Source organism: Shewanella sp. KT0246 (genome assembly GCF_019654955.1).
Taxonomy (GTDB): domain Bacteria; phylum Pseudomonadota; class Gammaproteobacteria; order Enterobacterales; family Shewanellaceae; genus Shewanella; species Shewanella goraebulensis.
In genome coordinates, this window is sequence record NZ_BPEV01000035.1 from 14043 (window position 1) to 31118 (window position 17076).

14 protein-coding genes are annotated in these 17076 nt (G+C 40.7%); all 14 read left to right on the forward strand.

All coding sequences use genetic code 11. The annotated features are described in order from the left end of the window. The first annotated feature begins 203 nt into the window (after positions 1–203). Positions 204–1415: a beta-ketoacyl-ACP synthase I gene (fabB, locus tag K5Q58_RS16180; RefSeq protein WP_220754937.1), complete on the forward strand. Its 1212-nt coding sequence runs from the start codon at positions 204–206 to the stop codon at positions 1413–1415. Positions 1416–1655: 240 nt separating this feature from the next. Further along, positions 1656–2798 carry a 4-phosphoerythronate dehydrogenase gene (locus tag K5Q58_RS16185; RefSeq protein WP_220754938.1) on the forward strand — a complete coding sequence of 381 codons (1143 nt, stop codon included), beginning with the start codon at positions 1656–1658 and terminating at the stop codon, positions 2796–2798. Positions 2799–2800: 2 nt separating this feature from the next. Further along, complete coding sequence (locus K5Q58_RS16190; RefSeq protein ID WP_220754939.1) at positions 2801–3817, forward strand: aspartate-semialdehyde dehydrogenase; 1017 nt, start codon at positions 2801–2803, stop codon at positions 3815–3817. 179 nt (positions 3818–3996) lie between these two features. After that, positions 3997–7386, forward strand: coding sequence for a FimV/HubP family polar landmark protein (locus tag K5Q58_RS16195; protein ID WP_220754940.1), 3390 nt, complete (start codon positions 3997–3999; stop codon positions 7384–7386). A 115-nt stretch (positions 7387–7501) separates the two neighbouring features. Continuing rightward, positions 7502–8287: a tRNA pseudouridine(38-40) synthase TruA gene (gene truA / locus K5Q58_RS16200; RefSeq protein WP_220754941.1), complete on the forward strand. Its 786-nt coding sequence runs from the start codon at positions 7502–7504 to the stop codon at positions 8285–8287. Positions 8288–8347: 60 nt separating this feature from the next. Then, the gene (gene folC, locus K5Q58_RS16205; RefSeq protein WP_220754942.1) at positions 8348–9676 is read left to right on the forward strand and encodes a bifunctional tetrahydrofolate synthase/dihydrofolate synthase; all 1329 of its coding nucleotides are present in this window, start codon (positions 8348–8350) and stop codon (positions 9674–9676) included. A gap of 4 nt (positions 9677–9680) precedes the next feature. Further along, positions 9681–10274 carry an SPOR domain-containing protein gene (locus K5Q58_RS16210; RefSeq protein WP_220754943.1) on the forward strand — a complete coding sequence of 198 codons (594 nt, stop codon included), beginning with the start codon at positions 9681–9683 and terminating at the stop codon, positions 10272–10274. Positions 10275–10389: 115 nt separating this feature from the next. Beyond that, positions 10390–10878 (forward strand): CvpA family protein, encoded by a 489-nt coding sequence (locus K5Q58_RS16215; protein ID WP_220754944.1) that lies wholly within the window; start codon positions 10390–10392, stop codon positions 10876–10878. Between the two features lie 33 nt (positions 10879–10911). Continuing rightward, complete coding sequence (purF, locus tag K5Q58_RS16220; protein ID WP_220754945.1) at positions 10912–12423, forward strand: amidophosphoribosyltransferase; 1512 nt, start codon at positions 10912–10914, stop codon at positions 12421–12423. Positions 12424–12743: 320 nt separating this feature from the next. Continuing rightward, complete coding sequence (locus K5Q58_RS16225) at positions 12744–13811, forward strand: DUF4382 domain-containing protein (RefSeq protein WP_220754946.1); 1068 nt, start codon at positions 12744–12746, stop codon at positions 13809–13811. A gap of 192 nt (positions 13812–14003) precedes the next feature. Continuing rightward, positions 14004–14249, forward strand: a complete 246-nt coding sequence (locus tag K5Q58_RS16230; RefSeq protein WP_055026111.1) for a DUF2164 domain-containing protein — start codon at positions 14004–14006, stop codon at positions 14247–14249. Positions 14250–14366: 117 nt separating this feature from the next. Then, positions 14367–15257: a dienelactone hydrolase family protein gene (locus tag K5Q58_RS16235; protein ID WP_220754947.1), complete on the forward strand. Its 891-nt coding sequence runs from the start codon at positions 14367–14369 to the stop codon at positions 15255–15257. Positions 15258–15627: 370 nt separating this feature from the next. Further along, positions 15628–16350, forward strand: coding sequence for a signal peptidase I (gene lepB / locus K5Q58_RS16240; RefSeq protein WP_220754948.1), 723 nt, complete (start codon positions 15628–15630; stop codon positions 16348–16350). 226 nt (positions 16351–16576) lie between these two features. Then, the gene (locus K5Q58_RS16245) at positions 16577–16981 is read left to right on the forward strand and encodes a VOC family protein (RefSeq protein ID WP_220754949.1); all 405 of its coding nucleotides are present in this window, start codon (positions 16577–16579) and stop codon (positions 16979–16981) included. Positions 16982–17076: the final 95 nt, after the last annotated feature.

Consider the following 17076-nt stretch of genomic DNA (forward strand, 5'->3'; position numbering starts at 1 on the left):
GAAAATTAGTCGATATTGTTGCACAATCTCGGGTAACTATAGGGAAGTCAGTGGTTAAATTGGTCAAAGCTCATACTCAAATTTGGTTCTATTGAGATTATTTTACCTATGTTTGTTGAAAGCTGACCACTTTATTCGTCTAAAGCGGATATCATTGCGGCAGCAAAATTAGGTACTGACACGTACAAAATGGATAGCAAAAAATGAAAAGAGTCGTAATAACAGGTTTAGGTGTTGTTTCAAGCATCGGTAATAACAAGCAAGAAGTGACTGATTCACTTAAAGCTGGACGTAGTGGTATTACCCATTCTGACCAATTCGAAGAAATGAAATTACGCAGCCACGTGTGGGGCGAGATTAAATTAAACCCAGCAGATCACATTGACCGTAAAGCGCTACGTTTTATGGGTGATGCTGCCGCTTATGCATACATTGCTATGCAAGAAGCTATCAGCGATGCAAACTTAACTGAAGAGCAATATTCTCACCATCGTGTGGGTTTAGTTGTTGGCACCGGCGGTGCATCTTCTAAAAACCAAGTGGAAGCAGCTGATAAGCTACGTGAAAAAGGCGTTAAACGTGTAGGTCCTTACATCGTACCTCGTATTATGGCGAGTACCGCGAGTGCATGTTTAGCTACCCCATTCAAAATTAAAGGCATGAACTACTCAATCAGTTCAGCCTGTGCAACATCTGCTCACTGTATTGGCCATGCGGCTGAACTTATCCAAATGGGTAAGCAAGATATGGTATTTGCTGGTGGTGCTGAAGAATTAGATTGGACCCTGACTATGGGGTTTGATGCGATGGGTGCGTTATCAACTAAGTACAACGAAACACCAGAATTGGCTTCACGTACTTACGATGCTGACCGTGACGGTTTTGTTATCTCTGGCGGCGGCGGAATCGTGGTTGTTGAAGAGTTAGAGCACGCATTAGCTCGTGGCGCTAAAATCTATGCCGAGATTATCGGTTATGGCGCTTCTTCAGACGGTTACGATATGGTTGCTCCGTCAGGTGAAGGTGCTGTTCGTTGTATGCAAATGGCACTTGCTGATGTTGATACACCAATTGATTATGTTAACACTCACGGTACATCTACCCCAGTAGGTGATGTGCGTGAACTTGAAGCAATCCATGAAGTCTTCCAAGACAACATTCCGCCAGTGGCTTCAACTAAGTCAATGACAGGTCATGCTTTGGGTGCTGCAGGTGTTCATGAAGCGATTTATAGCATGATAATGATGGAAAACAGCTTTATTGCGCCAAGTATCAACATCGATACTCCGGACGAAAAAGCGGCTGGTATTCCATTAGTCACTGAATATCGTGATGCTGAGCTAACCACTGTTATGAGCAATAGCTTTGGTTTTGGTGGCACTAACGCAACATTAGTGATGCGTAAATTTAAGTAATAATATTTAGCTTGTCGTTATGATGTATTTTATGACTCATTAAAGCTGATATTTAGACTGAATATTTAAAAACCTTTAACGGAAACGTTGAAGGTTTTTTTGTATTTAAAGTAAATTAACCGCTGTTTAGGATCCAAATTTAAAATAGAATTCATTATTTCGTTTTTGAAGGTAACGACTGTTTCTCATTACTTGATAGAATAAGGCAATCGTATCGTTTTAAGATGGTAAATCCCAAGTATGAAGATTGTTGCTGATGAGAATATGCCTTATGTTGAAGCATTATTTGGCGAACTAGGTGAAATAACTCTTGTTAATGGCCGTCAACTTAGACCAGAGCAACTGGTCGATGTCGATGTTTTATTGGTTCGTTCCGTCACTAAGGTAAATAAGCAGCTACTTGCAAAAGCTAATAAGCTTAAGTTTGTCGGCAGCGCGACAATTGGCACTGACCATATTGATCTTGATTACCTTCAAGTAAGCAATATTCCCTTTAGTAATGCTCCAGGTTGTAATGCTACAGCTGTCGGTGAGTTCGCGTTTATTGCCATGTTAGAGCTTGCTAAACGATTCAAGCAACCGCTTAAAGGTAAGGTTGTAGGCATTGTTGGGGCAGGGAATACAGGTTCAGCACTCGAACATTGTCTAAAAGCTTACGGTATGAAAGTACTATTGTGCGATCCTGTTTTGGCTAAACAAGGCGATAAAGTCAATGCATCTCGCGAGTTTGTTCCCCTTGATACCATTATTGACCAAGCCGATATCATTAGTTTACATGTGCCAATTACACGAACAGGTGAAGATAAGACTTGGTATTTGTTTGACGAAGCTAAACTCAACCAACTTAAACCCAATACTTGGTTATTAAATTGCTGTCGCGGCGAAGTCATTGATAATCGCGCCCTGATTAAAGTAAAGCAACAAAGAAGCGATTTAAAACTGGTTTTGGATGTATGGGAAGGTGAGCCTAACCCAATGCCTGAGCTAGTTCCATTAGTTGAATTTGCGACTCCTCATATTGCGGGTTACAGCCTTGAAGGTAAAGCACGAGGAACGCACATGTTGTTCCAAAAACTGTGCGCTATTCTTAATCTTGAGGTCGATAAGAGCGTCAGCAATTTGTTACCCGCTTTTAATATCAGCCAGCTTAATATTAACAGTGACCTTTCAGAAACTCAGTTACTGAATATCTCAAGGTTGGTCTACAACCTCAGTGATGACGACTATTTGTTTAGAAATAGCTTTCTTAATAACCATGGGTTTGACCATATGAGAAAAAATCACACACATAGACGTGAATTTAGTGCATTGTCGCTAGTCAACACGGGGCTATCTGAGGTAAATTGGATATATAAACTAGGTTTTTCAGGAGTCGAGCGTTAATTATGTCACAGGAATTTAATGTTGTTGTTTTAGGTGCGTCGGGCGCAGTGGGTCAAACTATGATTGAGATCCTTGAAGAGCGAAAATTCCCAGTCGCAAACTTATACCCATTAGCAAGTAGCCGCAGTGCAGGCGACACCGTAAGCTTTAATGGTAAACAAGTAGAAATTCTTGATGTGGACACGTTCGATTGGAGTAAAGCTCAAATTGGCTTTTTCTCTGCTGGTGGCGATGTATCAGCTAAGTGGGCACCTATTGCTGCTGAGAATGGCTGTGTTGTGATTGATAACACCTCACATTTCCGTTACGACATCGACGTACCGCTTGTTGTACCTGAAGTTAATCCACAAGCCATTGCTGATTTTCGTAATCGTAACATTATTGCCAACCCTAATTGTTCAACCATTCAGATGTTAGTGGCTTTAAAACCGATTTATGATGCATTTGGTATTTCGCGTATTAACGTTGCGACTTATCAATCAGTTTCTGGTTCTGGGAAACAAGCTATTGATGAACTTGCAGGTCAAACGTCGAAGTTACTTCAAGGCTTACCTGCTGAAAACAAAGTTTATCCAAAGCAAATTGCATTTAACGTGTTACCGCAAATTGATGTGTTTATGGAAAATGGCTACACCAAAGAAGAAATGAAAATGGTGTGGGAAACACAGAAGATTTTTGGCGACCACGATATTGTGGTTAACCCAACAGCTGTGCGTGTTCCTGTATTCTACGGACACTCAGAAGCTGTGCATTTAGAAACTCGTCAACCTGTTGAAGCTGAAGAAGTAAAAGCAGTTCTGCGTGATGCAGAAGGAGTGGTGTTATTTGAAAACGATGAAGACTACCCAACAGTTGTAACCGACTCTGCTGGCACAGATCCTGTGTTTGTCGGTCGTGTAAGAAAAGATATTTCTCACGATTACGGTATAAATTTATGGGTAACGGCCGATAACATTCGTAAAGGTGCTGCTTTAAACAGTGTTCAAATAGCTGAAGTTCTCATTAGAGATTATTATTAATCTGCTATGAATAGAGTTATTTAGACTAAAAAGCCTGCAGCCTGCAGGCTTTTTTCGTTTTACCGCTGTCAGCAGTAGCAGGGTGACTAAATCTGGTTTATAGTCTTAATTAATAAAAATAAATGACCTAAAGCCAGTTGTCACGAAGACAACTCGATCGCGCTCAAAGGGAAAGATTGATGATTTTTCGTACCTCTTATTTTGTTGGCATTATGGCCTGTGCAATGGCCGTTGTTTCTGCTTCTCATTTTATCGAGCCTGCCCATGCAGAAACGCTCAAAATTACCGGTCCAAATGGTGAGGTCAGCTCCGCGCCAGCTCGTCAATATGGCCCAACAACCTCAGCTGATACCTTTTGGAGCATTGCTCAAAAAGTAAGACCCAATCAAAATATCTCCGTATATCAAGTGATGGCGGCATTATTTGACGCGAACCCTCATGCTTTTAGCAGTAATAATTACAATTCATTAGAACGCGGCATGACACTATTAGTGCCATCTGCTGATGTTATGGCACAAGTTAGTCGTTCAGAAGCTAAAACAAGGGCTGAAAATAACGATAAACGTCTTCCTAATGCGAATCAACGTGCTACATCAACAACACCTCCAGCGATTCCTTCAACAAATAACCCGTCGGTAGCTAATCAACCATCGCCGCAAAAGCCATTACAAATAGTGGCTGAGACAAAGCAACCCACGGCAACAGACTTAGCAAAACAAGCCGCAGCTAAAAGCCAGCCTCAAATTGATGAGTTAACTGTTAAATTAGAAGATGCACAAACTAAGACCTTGTCATTAACTGACGAGCTTGCGCGTGCAGAAGATATGTTAATGGTGAAAGATGCAGACAACACTGCACTAAAAGCTAAGATCCAAGAGTTAACTTTGCAGCTATCAGCGATGCAAGAAGACTTTCAGTTACTCACTGAAAAATACCAAGGGTTAGAGACGACTCATCAGCAGTTAGTGGAGCAGAATAATAAACCTGAGGTGGTAGAAGAACCGACTGATTTCTGGCGTTCAATTTCAGACAATATGATGTTGTTAGCACTGGTTGCTGCGCTACCTTTAGTCATTATTTTCTTGTTGATATTTTGGCTAATGCGCCGTAAGAACAATGCATCGAATGAAGCTGAAACTTCAGCAGAGCAAGAGATGGAACAGGAGGCTTTTGAACCTGAAGCAGAAGTGGATGATATTGAAAACTTAGCCATTCATTTAGATGAAGATGAAGCGTCAACCGACAGCATCGATGATTTGCTTGATTTAGAAACTACAGCCACTGAAGAACTAAGCTTGGACGAATCATCCGATGCTGATATGTACATCACCGAAGATACGGAAACGACTGAAGAAGAGGCTGAAGGAACATCGTTAGATGATCTATGGGCTGAAGCTATGGAAGAGCAAGAGGAAGATTTACAACCTCTTGAAGCTGATGAAGATGACCTTGATAGTTTACTTGAAGGTTTAGATTCGCCAGTTGAATCTGAAGATACCGCTGCAGAACAAGAAACAGCATCAGACACCGATGATTTAGACAGCTTATTAGCTGGCTTTGACGAACCAGAGCCTGACTCTGCAGCAAGTTTAGATTCAAGTTCGGAGTCAAACATTGATGCAACAGAAGATAGCAATCCACAAAATGATATCGACAGTCTATTGGCTGACTTTGATTTACCTGAAGAAACTGACTCTAGTGATACTCAATCGCTGGAAAGTGACACTCCTGCTGCCGACCCACAAGATGATATTGATAGCCTGTTAGCTGGATTTGATATACCAGCAGAGACAGATTCAGAAGTCTTAACAACAGAAGATGAGCCTGCAGCGCCAGAACTAGCGGCTCAAGCCACAGAAGCTAAAGTCACAGAAGCTCAAGCGACAGATACCCAAGATGATATCGATAACTTATTAGCCGACTTTGATTTACCAGATGAGATTTCAACTGATGCTGATTTAGCTTTAGAGGCTGAAATTGAGACAGAGTCAGCATCTGAACAAGCAGAAACGACTTCGGATGAAGATGACTTGGATGCGCTTTTAGCCTCCATTGACGCACCTACGGAAGATGAACATGATTTTACCGCAGAAATTGCCGCCGAATTAGAAAATGATGTTTCAGTCAGCCTAGATGAAACGGCGAATATTGATGAGCTTATCGCTGAAGTTGATCCAGAGAAAGAGTTCGCTCCATTAAGCAATGAAGGTCTTGATGTTGAGCAGGTATTGAGTGCAGAACTTGAAGAAATAGAGTCTGAACTTGAAATTGAATCAGATAATGGCGACATCGACTCGCTACTTTCAGAGTTAGAATCGAATGGTTCAGAAACCGAAAAAGATGAAGCCAATTTTGATACCAATACTGATTTCGAAATCGACAACATCATTGCAGACATTGAACAAGAGCAACCAGAGCAATTCTCATCAAAATTAGAAAATACTGATAACGAAGCTGCCGATTTAGATGAATTGTTAGCTGACTTAGATGTTACAGACCTAGATGTTACAGACTCAAATGAGACAGATCTTAAGTTTGCGCCAGGTGATGAGTCTTTATTGGATATGCAAGATGATTCGCCTTCTGAATTGCAATCAGAAAAAGAAACTGAGCCTCAAGAAGATCTGCTGGTCACTGAATTGCTTGCAGCAGAGCAGCAAGATAAAGTTTCGCAACAAAGTAATGAAGAACAAGATTCAGATATTGATGAGCTTGATGCCCTGTTAGCAGATTTTGATGTCGATAAAATCGCTGACGAAGAAGTGCCACTATTTTCAAATGATGAAACTCTGGTGCCAGAGCAGAGCTTTGCAACAGAATTAGACTCAACACAAGAAGATCAAGAACAAACTACTGTTTCAGAGCAGGAGTTTGACGCTATGTTATCTGAGCTTTCAGTAGCAGATTCTGAAGACAGCGAATTAAATGTCGAATTGAATGTTGAAGAACAGCCTGACACCGAAATTGCTGCTAAAGACTCAGGCTTCTTCGATGATTTAAAGTCTAAGAAATCCGAATCGCCAGCTTTGGACTGGGAAGCGGATTTATTCCAGCAAGCTTCTAACCATCCTGCTGCAGAGCAAACTGACAGTATCAGTAACGATGATGATAGTTATCAATTAGTTGATGATAATTTAACCGTAGATGAAGCTTTAGCGGCATTAGATGCCCAAGAAGGCCTCACAGTAAGTGAATCAACTAAAACTGAATCAGAACAGTCCGATAGTTCAGCAGCGCCTTCTGAGGCAATACTTGATACGTTTGAGCAAGAGAATGGCTTTATTGATATTGATAAATTACTTAACGATGCCGATGAGGACATCGACTTAAGTGATCAATATAAAGATGTCGATGTGGATATGGGAGAGGTTAACTCCCTAATCGGCAATGCTGAAATGATTGATGTTGATGATGAAGAGAACTCTGTCAATGCCAAGTTAGATTTAGCTCGCGCTTACATCGAAATCGAAGATGAAGATGCCGCCAAAGCGATTTTGAAAGAAGTTCAAATTGACGGCAACGAACGTCAACAAACAGAAGCGGGTAAACTGCTTGATAATATGAGCTAATAAACAACGAATATAGTGTGTTAACTAAGCAATAAAAATGATCAAACGGCGCAGCATGCATGCGCCGTTTTTTTTGTGCTAAAATGCGCGCTCTTAAAATTTGAGGGTTATTTCAATGCGTGTGGCGTTAGGTGTCGAATATGATGGTAGTCAATACTTCGGTTGGCAGCGACAGAAAGAAGTTGTTTCTGTACAGGCAAGAATCGAGGCCGCTTTATCATCAATAGCCAATGAACCCATTGAGATAATTTGCGCTGGCAGAACCGACTCAGGGGTTCACGGTACAGGCCAAGTGGTGCATTTTGACACTCAGTCTACTCGCCAAATGTCCGCTTGGACCTTAGGTGTAAATGCCAAACTACCTGATGATATTGCGATTCGATGGGCAAAGGAAGTGGACGATACGTTCCACGCTCGCTTTTCAGCTACTGCCCGTAGATATCGTTATATTATTGATAATAGTGAATTTAGACCGGGCATTTTGCGCAATGGCTTAAGTCATTATCACTACGAACTTGATCATGAATTGATGCATCAAGGTGCGCAGCTGTTTGTCGGCGAACACGACTTTACCAGTTTCCGTGCCCTGCAATGTCAGGCTCACAGCCCTGTGAGAACCATCGAATTTGTTAATGTTACTCGCCAAGGGCGATTCATTATGATTGATATTAAAGCCAATGCTTTTTTACACCATATGGTGCGAAATATTGTCGGCACCCTAATTGAAATTGGTCAGTCAAATCAAAAAGTAGAATGGGTCAATGAGCTACTTGCCTTAAAAGATAGAAAGTATGCTGCGCCAACATCAAAGCCAAATGGCCTATATCTAGTGGATGTGACTTACCCGGAGCAATATCAATTACCTAAGCCGCCTATGGGGCCATTATTTATGCTCGATTAAGTAACTCGGTTTTATGAGTTAAACCTTGGATAAATCAGACTTGTTGAGTTAAGGAATAACATGACTTCAGTAAATGCCAGTTGTGAAAATGATAGTCAGGCTATCAAGGCGCCAAATAAAGGTGCAAGTTTATCTCAGTGGTTAGATTATTTATTGTCTATTCACCCAACTGAAATTGAAATGGGCTTAACCCGTGTCACTGAGGTGGCTCTGCGCTTAAATGTACTAAATCTCGACTCTCAGGTTGTTACTGTTGCAGGCACTAATGGCAAAGGGACGACCTGCGCCATGATTGAGTCCGTATTACTGCAAGCGGGTAAAACCGTAGGCGTGTATAGCTCTCCTCACTTAATTAACTTTAATGAGCGAGTTCGATTGAATCATCAAGATGTTTCTGATGAACAGTTAATCGCAGCTTTTATTGCGATTGAAAGTGCCAGAACACAAAGTCAACAAACCGAAATCTCATTAAGCTTCTTTGAATATGCCACCTTAGCAGGGCTGTATATATTTAAGCAGACTCAACCTGATGTGGTGTTACTTGAAGTGGGTTTAGGTGGACGCTTAGATGCCACTAATATTATCGATGCAGATGTCACTGTCATTACCTCAATTGATATCGACCATCAAGAATATCTTGGCGATACCCGTGAGTTAGTGGGCCGCGAGAAAGCTGGCATATTTCGCGAAAACTGTTTAGCCGTGATTGGTGAGCCTGACTTGCCAAGTACAGTACTTGAATATGCCGCTGAAATTAACGCTAAGGTATATCGAGTTAATAAAGACTTTAGCTATCACCTTAATGGCGATAAATGGCAATTCAGTGGCAAAAAGTGTGCCATTAATAAACTGACCTTACCTAAGCTACCCTTAGCTAATGCTGCGACTGCCATTGCCGTGATTGAACAAACATGGCCAGCAATTAGTGTTGCTGATATCACCACTGGCATCGCAACAGCGAGCTTGTCAGGGCGATTAGAGCAAGTGTTAGATAAACCTGTTGTACTAGTCGATGTTGCTCATAATCCCCATGCCGCAAAGTATTTAGCATCTCAATTGCAACAATATAAACCTGCTCGCATTATTGCTTTGTGTGGCATGTTAAAAGATAAGGATGCATCCGCTGTACTTAGCGAGCTTAACGGCACAGTTAATGAGTGGTATTTTACAAGCTTAGATGTTGATCGCGGCTTAGATGCGCAAACGTTAGCAAATCAGCTGCCGGTGAGTTCAACCAATAATTCAGCTAAGTCCGTATCTTATCAGTTTGATTCAATTAGCCAAGCGTGGCAGGGCATAAGTGCAAATATAACTGCAGATGATGTGGTAATTGTTTTTGGCTCATTTTACACTGTGGCTGGCTTTAGCAAAATTTTACAAAGGGAATAAACATTTGTCTGCTCAATTTCAAAACCGATTAGTGGGAACCGTCGTTATCGTGGCGCTTGGGGTGATATTTTTGCCTGACTTACTCGATGGCAAGAAACAACGAGAAATCGAAGAGTTCACTGAAATCCCGCTGCGTCCAGTAATCAATGAGCAAGCAAGTGATGCCATTGGTGAAGGTTACAAACCTGAAACCTTTGAAGTTGAAGAAATCGCCCAAACCCAAGACCTAGGAGTATCAGAAGATACTGCTCAGGAGTCGATCGCAAATAGTGCACCTACTCAAACTCAAACTGCCGAAGTTAAACAAGTTGCTAAAGCTAAGCCTGAAGTGAAAAAAGTGGAGCCTATTAAAGCGGGTTACACTTTGCAGTTGGGTGGATTTAACAATGCCAAAAATGTTGAAGATTTAGTTAAAAAGCTTAGAGAAAATGGCTTTACTGCCTACACCTTACCTGCAAAACCAATTGATGGTTCGTTGACTAAGGTATTTGTCGGCCCTGAGCTTTCGACTGATAAATTGAAAACATACCAGAAAAAAATCAAAAAAATTAACGGTCTTCAAGGCAAAATTGTTCAATACAATCCCCTAGAAAACTAACTATTCACTATTGTTTGGTACAGCGCAAAGTCAATTTATCTAGCAGTTGGTGAGAAAGTTTTCTGTCTCTGTTAGAATCGCGCCGTCTTAACATCTATACCGGATCCCCATCTCAATGGTTTGGATTGATTACGCTATTCTCATCGTTATCGGCTTATCAACTGTCATCAGTTTGATCCGCGGATTTGCCAAAGAAGCCATGTCTTTAGTGGTATGGTTCGCTGCCTTCTTTATTGCCAGCCAATTTTATCAAGACTTAGCCGTTCATTTAACGCAAATGAGCGACGAAACCATGCGCAACGGTGTTGCCATTGCCATCTTGTTTGTCGCCACGCTTATCTTAGGCGCATTAGTAAACTACTTATTAGGTCAACTGGTTTCTAAAACTGGTTTATCAGGTACCGATCGAGTTTTAGGCTTGTGTTTCGGTGCACTGCGCGGGGCATTAATTGTCAGCGCAATCTTATTTTTTCTGGATGCTTTTACCGGTTCGCCAAGTCAAGACTGGTGGAAAGAGTCAGAACTTGTACCCCAATTTGGTGTGGTGATTCAGTGGTTTTTTGACTACTTGGAAAACACATCTAGCTTTGTACCCAAAATATAAATATAAAACATCTTACAATGAGGAAGCTTACCCATGTGTGGTATCGTCGGAATAGTTGGTCAGTCATCGGTTAATCAAACCATTTATGATGCTTTGACCGTGCTTCAGCACCGTGGTCAAGATGCAGCAGGTATTGTGACTGTTGACAAGAGTGCGTTTCGTTTACGTAAGGCAAATGGACTAGTTAAAGACGTTTTCGAAGTTAAACATATGCAACGCCTGCAAGGTAAAGCTGGCATTGGACACGTGCGTTACCCAACAGCGGGCAGCTCAAGTGCTTCAGAGGCGCAACCTTTTTATGTTAACTCACCATTTGGTATTTCTTTAGCCCATAACGGTAACTTAACTAACACGGTTGAACTGGCTGAAAGCCTAGTTAAAAAACGTCGTCATGTTAACACCACCTCAGACTCTGAAGTTCTGCTAAACCTATTAGCAGATGAGCTTCAAGAAACTCGCAGTTTAACCTTAAGCGCTGATGAAGTATTTGATGCAGTGGCTAAAGTACACGCACAAACTCGTGGTGCTTACGCTGTTGCAGCGATGATTATTGGTCAGGGCTTAGTCGCATTTCGCGACCCTTTCGGTATCCGTCCGTTAGTGCTTGGTAAGCACGAAACTCCAACGGGTACCGAATACATGGTCGCTTCTGAAAGCGTTGCATTAGATGCCGTAGGCTTTGAAGTGATGCGTGATGTTGCGCCTGGTGAAGCGATTTATATCTCGTTAGATGGCCAGCTATTTACTCGCCAATGTGCAGTAGACCCGAGCTATGCGCCATGTATTTTTGAGTTTGTTTATTTTGCTCGTCCAGACTCAGCGATGGACAAAATTTCAGTTTATGGCAGCCGTGTAAACATGGGCGCAAAATTGGGCGCTAAAATTCAAAAAGAATGGGAAGATCATGACATTGATGTGGTTATTCCAATTCCTGAAACATCATGTGATATCGCATTAGAAATTGCCCGTTGTATGGATCTGCCTTACCGTCAAGGTTTTGTGAAAAACCGTTATATTGGCCGTACGTTTATCATGCCAGGTCAGCAAGAGCGTAAGAAGTCTGTACGTCGTAAGCTCAATGCTATTAACACTGAGTTTAAAGGTAAAAACGTATTATTAGTCGATGATTCTATTGTACGTGGTACCACTTCTGAGCAGATTATTGAAATGGCACGTGAAGCAGGCGCAAAGAAAGTTTACTTTGCATCAGCTGCTCCTGAAATCCGTTTCCCTAACGTTTACGGTATTGATATGCCAACGACCAATGAGCTTATCGCTCATGGCCGTGATGCTGACGAGATTGCAAAAATCATCGGTGCAGATGGCATTATCTTCCAAGATTTAACTGATTTGGTCGATGCTGTAGGAATGGAAAACCCTGATATTAAGCGTTTTGAAACCTCAGTATTCGATGGTCAATACATCACCAATGATGTTGACCAAGCCTACTTAGATCACTTAACACAGTTACGTAACGATGATGCTAAAGCAAATAGCAAAGACATTGGTACTAACTTAGAGATGCACAACGTTTGTCATCCTTAATTTGACGTGACGCCATTGCATTTGAAAAGCCAGCGAAAGCTGGCTTTTTTGTGCGTGTAATCCCATCAACAGCTGATTATTATAGAGATTTATAGGTAATACAGATGTGTGTTTTTATGGGCTGATGTAAACCTATAAGGCTAGTGAGCTGGAAATATCGTCGAACTAACCCATAAAATGATCAACTTATATACATTTTCAAACCTGCATAAGCATTAGCGCTTATAATGTGCAGATACAAACAATAAATGAATAAACAGTGATTGAGTGAAACTAAAAGGATTTAAGACTCATCAATGGTGTTCTAATAAGGATTTATGATGACAATCAAAAAATATTCGCGCCTAGCATTGGCCGTCGCAATTAGTAGTGTATTAGTCGGTTGTGGTTCGGACTCAGACTCAAATCCAACACCAGAGCAAGGTGTGTTTAGCTTAGGTGTTTCAGATAACCCAGCATCAGCGAATGTGGTTAATATTGCATTTAAGCAGGTCGTGTTAAAAAATAGCGATGGTGCAATTTCATTTGATGTAAACACTGGAGACGATGGCTTACAACACGTCGATTTATTAAGTGTACAAGGCTCTGAAATAGAAACATTAGTTAGCGGACAGTCAATTCCTGTTGGCGAATACCAGATGTGTATTTACATGCAAAACAATGAAGTCTCAATAGATGAGAGTTCATATGTGCTGTCTGGCGCAGAGCAAGATACTGACACCAATGAATGGGTCGGTGGCATGGTCGAAGGGCTTGTCACTAATAGTAATGGCTCATGTGGTGGTGTTGGGGCTGAAGAGGAAGATACTGGCAGACTTTTCTTCAATAAATCATTCACCATCGCAGCTGGAACCAATAATTTTGTTGCTGAATTTAACCTTACCAAAGGCCTACAAGGACCAAAAGGTAATAAAGATTATTGGACCCTAAAGCCGACTTCTGTTCAGTTAGTTAATACTGTTGAAGTGGGCGCAATCTCTGGCCAAATCAGCGAACAAACTATGGCTGATTGTGAGACTGCAGCTGGTGGTTCTGAATTTAACGCTGCTGTTTACCTTTATCCTAATGACACCGCACTAGAGTCAATGGCTGACTTCAGAGACGCTGACTACAGTGAAGATGAAGTGGCGCCAATAGCTTCAGCAAGAGTTAATCCAACTCTTGATGCCAGCGGAGACGTTGAAAGCTATGGATATGAGTTTGGTTTTGTCAGTGCAGAAACCTACAGTTTAGGTTATACCTGTTTAGCACAAAACGATGATCCAGAAGATACCAACATTGCTGAGCCTGACGATGGTTCTTTGCCGTTCTTTTTAAGTGCAGATGAGCAGAGTGTTGTGGTAGTTGAAAATGAAACAACTGTAAGAGATTTCCCAATGACGCTTTAGTCGCAGATGAATGACTCATTACTTTTAAAAGAGAAGCCTAGCTTCTCTTTTTTATGTCATGAATATCGAAAATTAGTTTGTTTTATTAAAGGGGAATTAGTCATACTTAGCTGAATTTTAATTAATTACTTTTTAAAACAGTATCAACCGTTATATATGGTTTACCGGTTAACACTAAATGGAGGCTATTTAATGTCTAAAATCGAATTTACCGCAGAACAACGTGAAATGATGGTTAACAAGCTTCAACGCTATTTTGAAGAAGAGCTAGATCAAGATTTAGGACAGTTTGATGCAGAGTTTTTATTGGACTTTTTAGGCAAGAATATTGGTGCGCATTTTTACAATCGTGGCTTACATGATGCCCGGGCAATATTCGAAGCTCGTATCGAAACCATTGATGAAGATATATACGGTATTGAGAAAGATATAAAATAGCTATTCAAATAAATCAGTCATTTACTATTTGTACGACAAACTATTTACATTGTGCTTTTCCTCCCCTAGGTTAGTCAAAGGAACTCAATTTTAAAAGATTCAAAATGGAGAAAAGCAATGTCTCAGCCACAAAGAAATGATATCCCGCAAGAAGCATTTGATTGGTACGACGAATATGCCCACGGTGGTATGGACCGTCGAACCTTTATGAAGAAGCTGGGTACTTTAGTCGCTGTTGGATACTCCATGAGTGTTCTGACATCTGCGCTACTCCCTAACTATGCTCTTGCTGAGCAAGTGTCATTTAATGACGCTGATATTAAAGCGACTTACGAGGCATTTGACTCGCCACAGGGCCACGGTAAAGGGCAAGGTTATTTTGTTATTCCTACGAATAAAACGGGTCCGTTACCTGTTGTTTTAGTTATTCACGAAAATCGCGGCTTAAACCCTTATGTGAAAGATGTGGCGCGTCGTTTAGCAAAAGCTGGTTTTATTGCATTTGCGCCAGATGCTTTATATCCATTAGGTGGCTATCCTGGTAATGACGATGAAGGCCGCGCAATGCAGCGTTCGATGGACAGAGATAAAATTCAGCAAGATTTTGTCGCTGCGGCTAAATTTTTAAAATCTCATGGTAACAGTAACGGAAAATTAGGCGCAGTAGGTTTTTGTTTTGGTGGTTACATCGTTAACTACCTTGCTGCAGTCGAATCTGACTTGCTTAGCGCTGGCGTGCCTTTTTATGGTACACCCGCTAAGAAAGAACTTCGTGAAAATATTAAAGCATCTTTGTTGGTACAACTTGGTGAAGAAGATGAGCGGGTTAATAAATCATGGCCTGATTACGAAGCTGATTTAAATCGTTATAAAGTACCTTATCAGATGCATATGTATAAAGGCGCCAAGCATGGTTTTCATAATGACTCGACAGGCCGTTATGATGAAGCCAACGCCAAACTTGCATGGGATCGTACCATTAACTTTTTTACAGAGAAATTAAGTTAACGACCCTTCATTGATGACGTCACTATAACAGGAAGCTTCGGCTTCCTTTTTTAATGCAAAATTTTTGAACGAGTGGTTTGTTTAGCTCATTTTCATGTGACGACTCATCACTTGTTAAGGTTAAGAGACTAATAGGTGGTGAAATTACTCATTTAAGTTAACCCTGAAAATATCAAGTTACTGAATTTATTATTAAATAATAGTGGCCTTATAATTGCTTTAATCAAGTGCTCAAATTATTACATAAAGTGCATTACAGAAAATGCATTACAGAGAGTACATTGCAGAAAGTACATTGTATTAAACGGTAAGCGCAAAGCCGCAAGCTTAACGCTAGCACTAGGTTCAACACTAAACATAAGGGATTATGATGATAAACAAACTCGCAAAGTTTCTAAAAGAGTATAAATCACTGCTCATTTTTATCGCGCTAATGAGCGTATTCAGAAGTGCAGTCGCTGATTGGTATACCGTTCCTACAAGCTCAATGAAGCCAAGCATATTAATCGGTGACAGAATTCTTGCAAACAAAATGGCGTATGATGTTCGCATTCCTTTTACTCATTTTTCTTTATATAAAACAGGCGATCCAGTTCGCGGTGATATCATTATTTTTGACTCCGAAGCTGCTGGAAATAGATTGGTAAAGCGTGTTGTTGGAGTTCCTGGTGACACAGTTTCGCTAAACAACAATCAACTAGTGATCAATAATCAAAGTATTAGCTATCAAGATGATTTAGATGTCACCGCTAAAGCTGTTCAAAAGCTTGAATTCGATACTGAGCAAGAAAGCCAAATAACAAGCAGCCATGATTTGCAGGATAAGATTGAAGATTTACTTGGCGTAGAGCATTCAATAAGAGTCAATAAATTTGGATCAAAACGTGCTAACTTTAACGAAGTGACAGTGCCACCCGGGTATTATCTTGTATTGGGTGATAATCGGGATAACAGTGCTGATTCACGTGTGATTGGCTTTGTGCCTCGCAATGAAATCATTGGACGCACAAAGCGTGTTGTGATGTCTTTTAATTATGAAAATTACTATTTACCGAGAAAAGATAGATTTTTCCACTCCCTCGTCAGCAGTTAAACGTGGCTCAAAGGAACTAATAGTCGCTAAAGCAGTTTACTATTTGTTGACCAATTAATTCACAATAAGCCACTCATTAATGAGTGGCTTATTTTTTATTTTCACTGAACTTAAGCCTACCAAATTTTATTTAACTTGTTTTATATCAATAAAATAAATCAGATTTTTTATAATTAAAGCCTTACAATCTTAGTGCTAATTTTACATTCAATTAAAAGGACATTGCATGTCGACAGTTACTCAACAGCAAATTGGAATGATTGCATTAGTCGTTGACGATTATGATGACGCTATTGCCTTCTACACTCAAAAACTACAGTTTACCTTGCTCGAAGATACCGATTTAGGTGGCGGAAAACGTTGGGTGTTAGTGTCACCGCCAAATGGCAATGGCACCAAGTTGCTATTAGCCCAAGCCAGCAATGAAACTCAAAAGCTGTCGGTGGGTAATCAAACTGGAGGTCGGGTATTTTTGTTTCTTCAAACTAACGACTTTTGGCGTGACTATAAGTTAATGCTGGCCAATGAAGTGGTATTCAATGAAGAACCTAGGATAGAAGAATATGGCACTGTCGTGGTTTTCCAAGATTTATACGGCAATAAATGGGACTTACTGCAGTTGAATTCGTAAGTTGAATAAGCAAGTTGAATAAGTAAGTCGAATAAGCCAGCTTAATAAAGCGATAACAGTAGTATTAAAAGCTGCGTTAAATGCAGTGGTTAAGT

Bases quoted from the DNA above. Each gene is read 5' to 3' on its own strand.
- fabB (WP_220754937.1), top strand. From the start codon at position 204: ATGAAAAGAGTCGTAATAACAGGTTTAGGTGTTGTTTCAAGCATCGGT.
- K5Q58_RS16185 (WP_220754938.1), top strand. From the start codon at position 1,656: ATGAAGATTGTTGCTGATGAGAATATGCCTTATGTTGAAGCATTATTT.
- K5Q58_RS16190 (WP_220754939.1), top strand. From the start codon at position 2,801: ATGTCACAGGAATTTAATGTTGTTGTTTTAGGTGCGTCGGGCGCAGTG.
- K5Q58_RS16195 (WP_220754940.1), top strand. From the start codon at position 3,997: ATGATTTTTCGTACCTCTTATTTTGTTGGCATTATGGCCTGTGCAATG.
- truA (WP_220754941.1), top strand. From the start codon at position 7,502: ATGCGTGTGGCGTTAGGTGTCGAATATGATGGTAGTCAATACTTCGGT.
- folC (WP_220754942.1), top strand. From the start codon at position 8,348: ATGACTTCAGTAAATGCCAGTTGTGAAAATGATAGTCAGGCTATCAAG.
- K5Q58_RS16215 (WP_220754944.1), top strand. From the start codon at position 10,390: ATGGTTTGGATTGATTACGCTATTCTCATCGTTATCGGCTTATCAACT.
- purF (WP_220754945.1), top strand. From the start codon at position 10,912: ATGTGTGGTATCGTCGGAATAGTTGGTCAGTCATCGGTTAATCAAACC.
- K5Q58_RS16225 (WP_220754946.1), top strand. From the start codon at position 12,744: ATGACAATCAAAAAATATTCGCGCCTAGCATTGGCCGTCGCAATTAGT.
- K5Q58_RS16230 (WP_055026111.1), top strand. From the start codon at position 14,004: ATGTCTAAAATCGAATTTACCGCAGAACAACGTGAAATGATGGTTAAC.
- K5Q58_RS16235 (WP_220754947.1), top strand. From the start codon at position 14,367: ATGTCTCAGCCACAAAGAAATGATATCCCGCAAGAAGCATTTGATTGG.
- lepB (WP_220754948.1), top strand. From the start codon at position 15,628: ATGATAAACAAACTCGCAAAGTTTCTAAAAGAGTATAAATCACTGCTC.
- K5Q58_RS16245 (WP_220754949.1), top strand. From the start codon at position 16,577: ATGTCGACAGTTACTCAACAGCAAATTGGAATGATTGCATTAGTCGTT.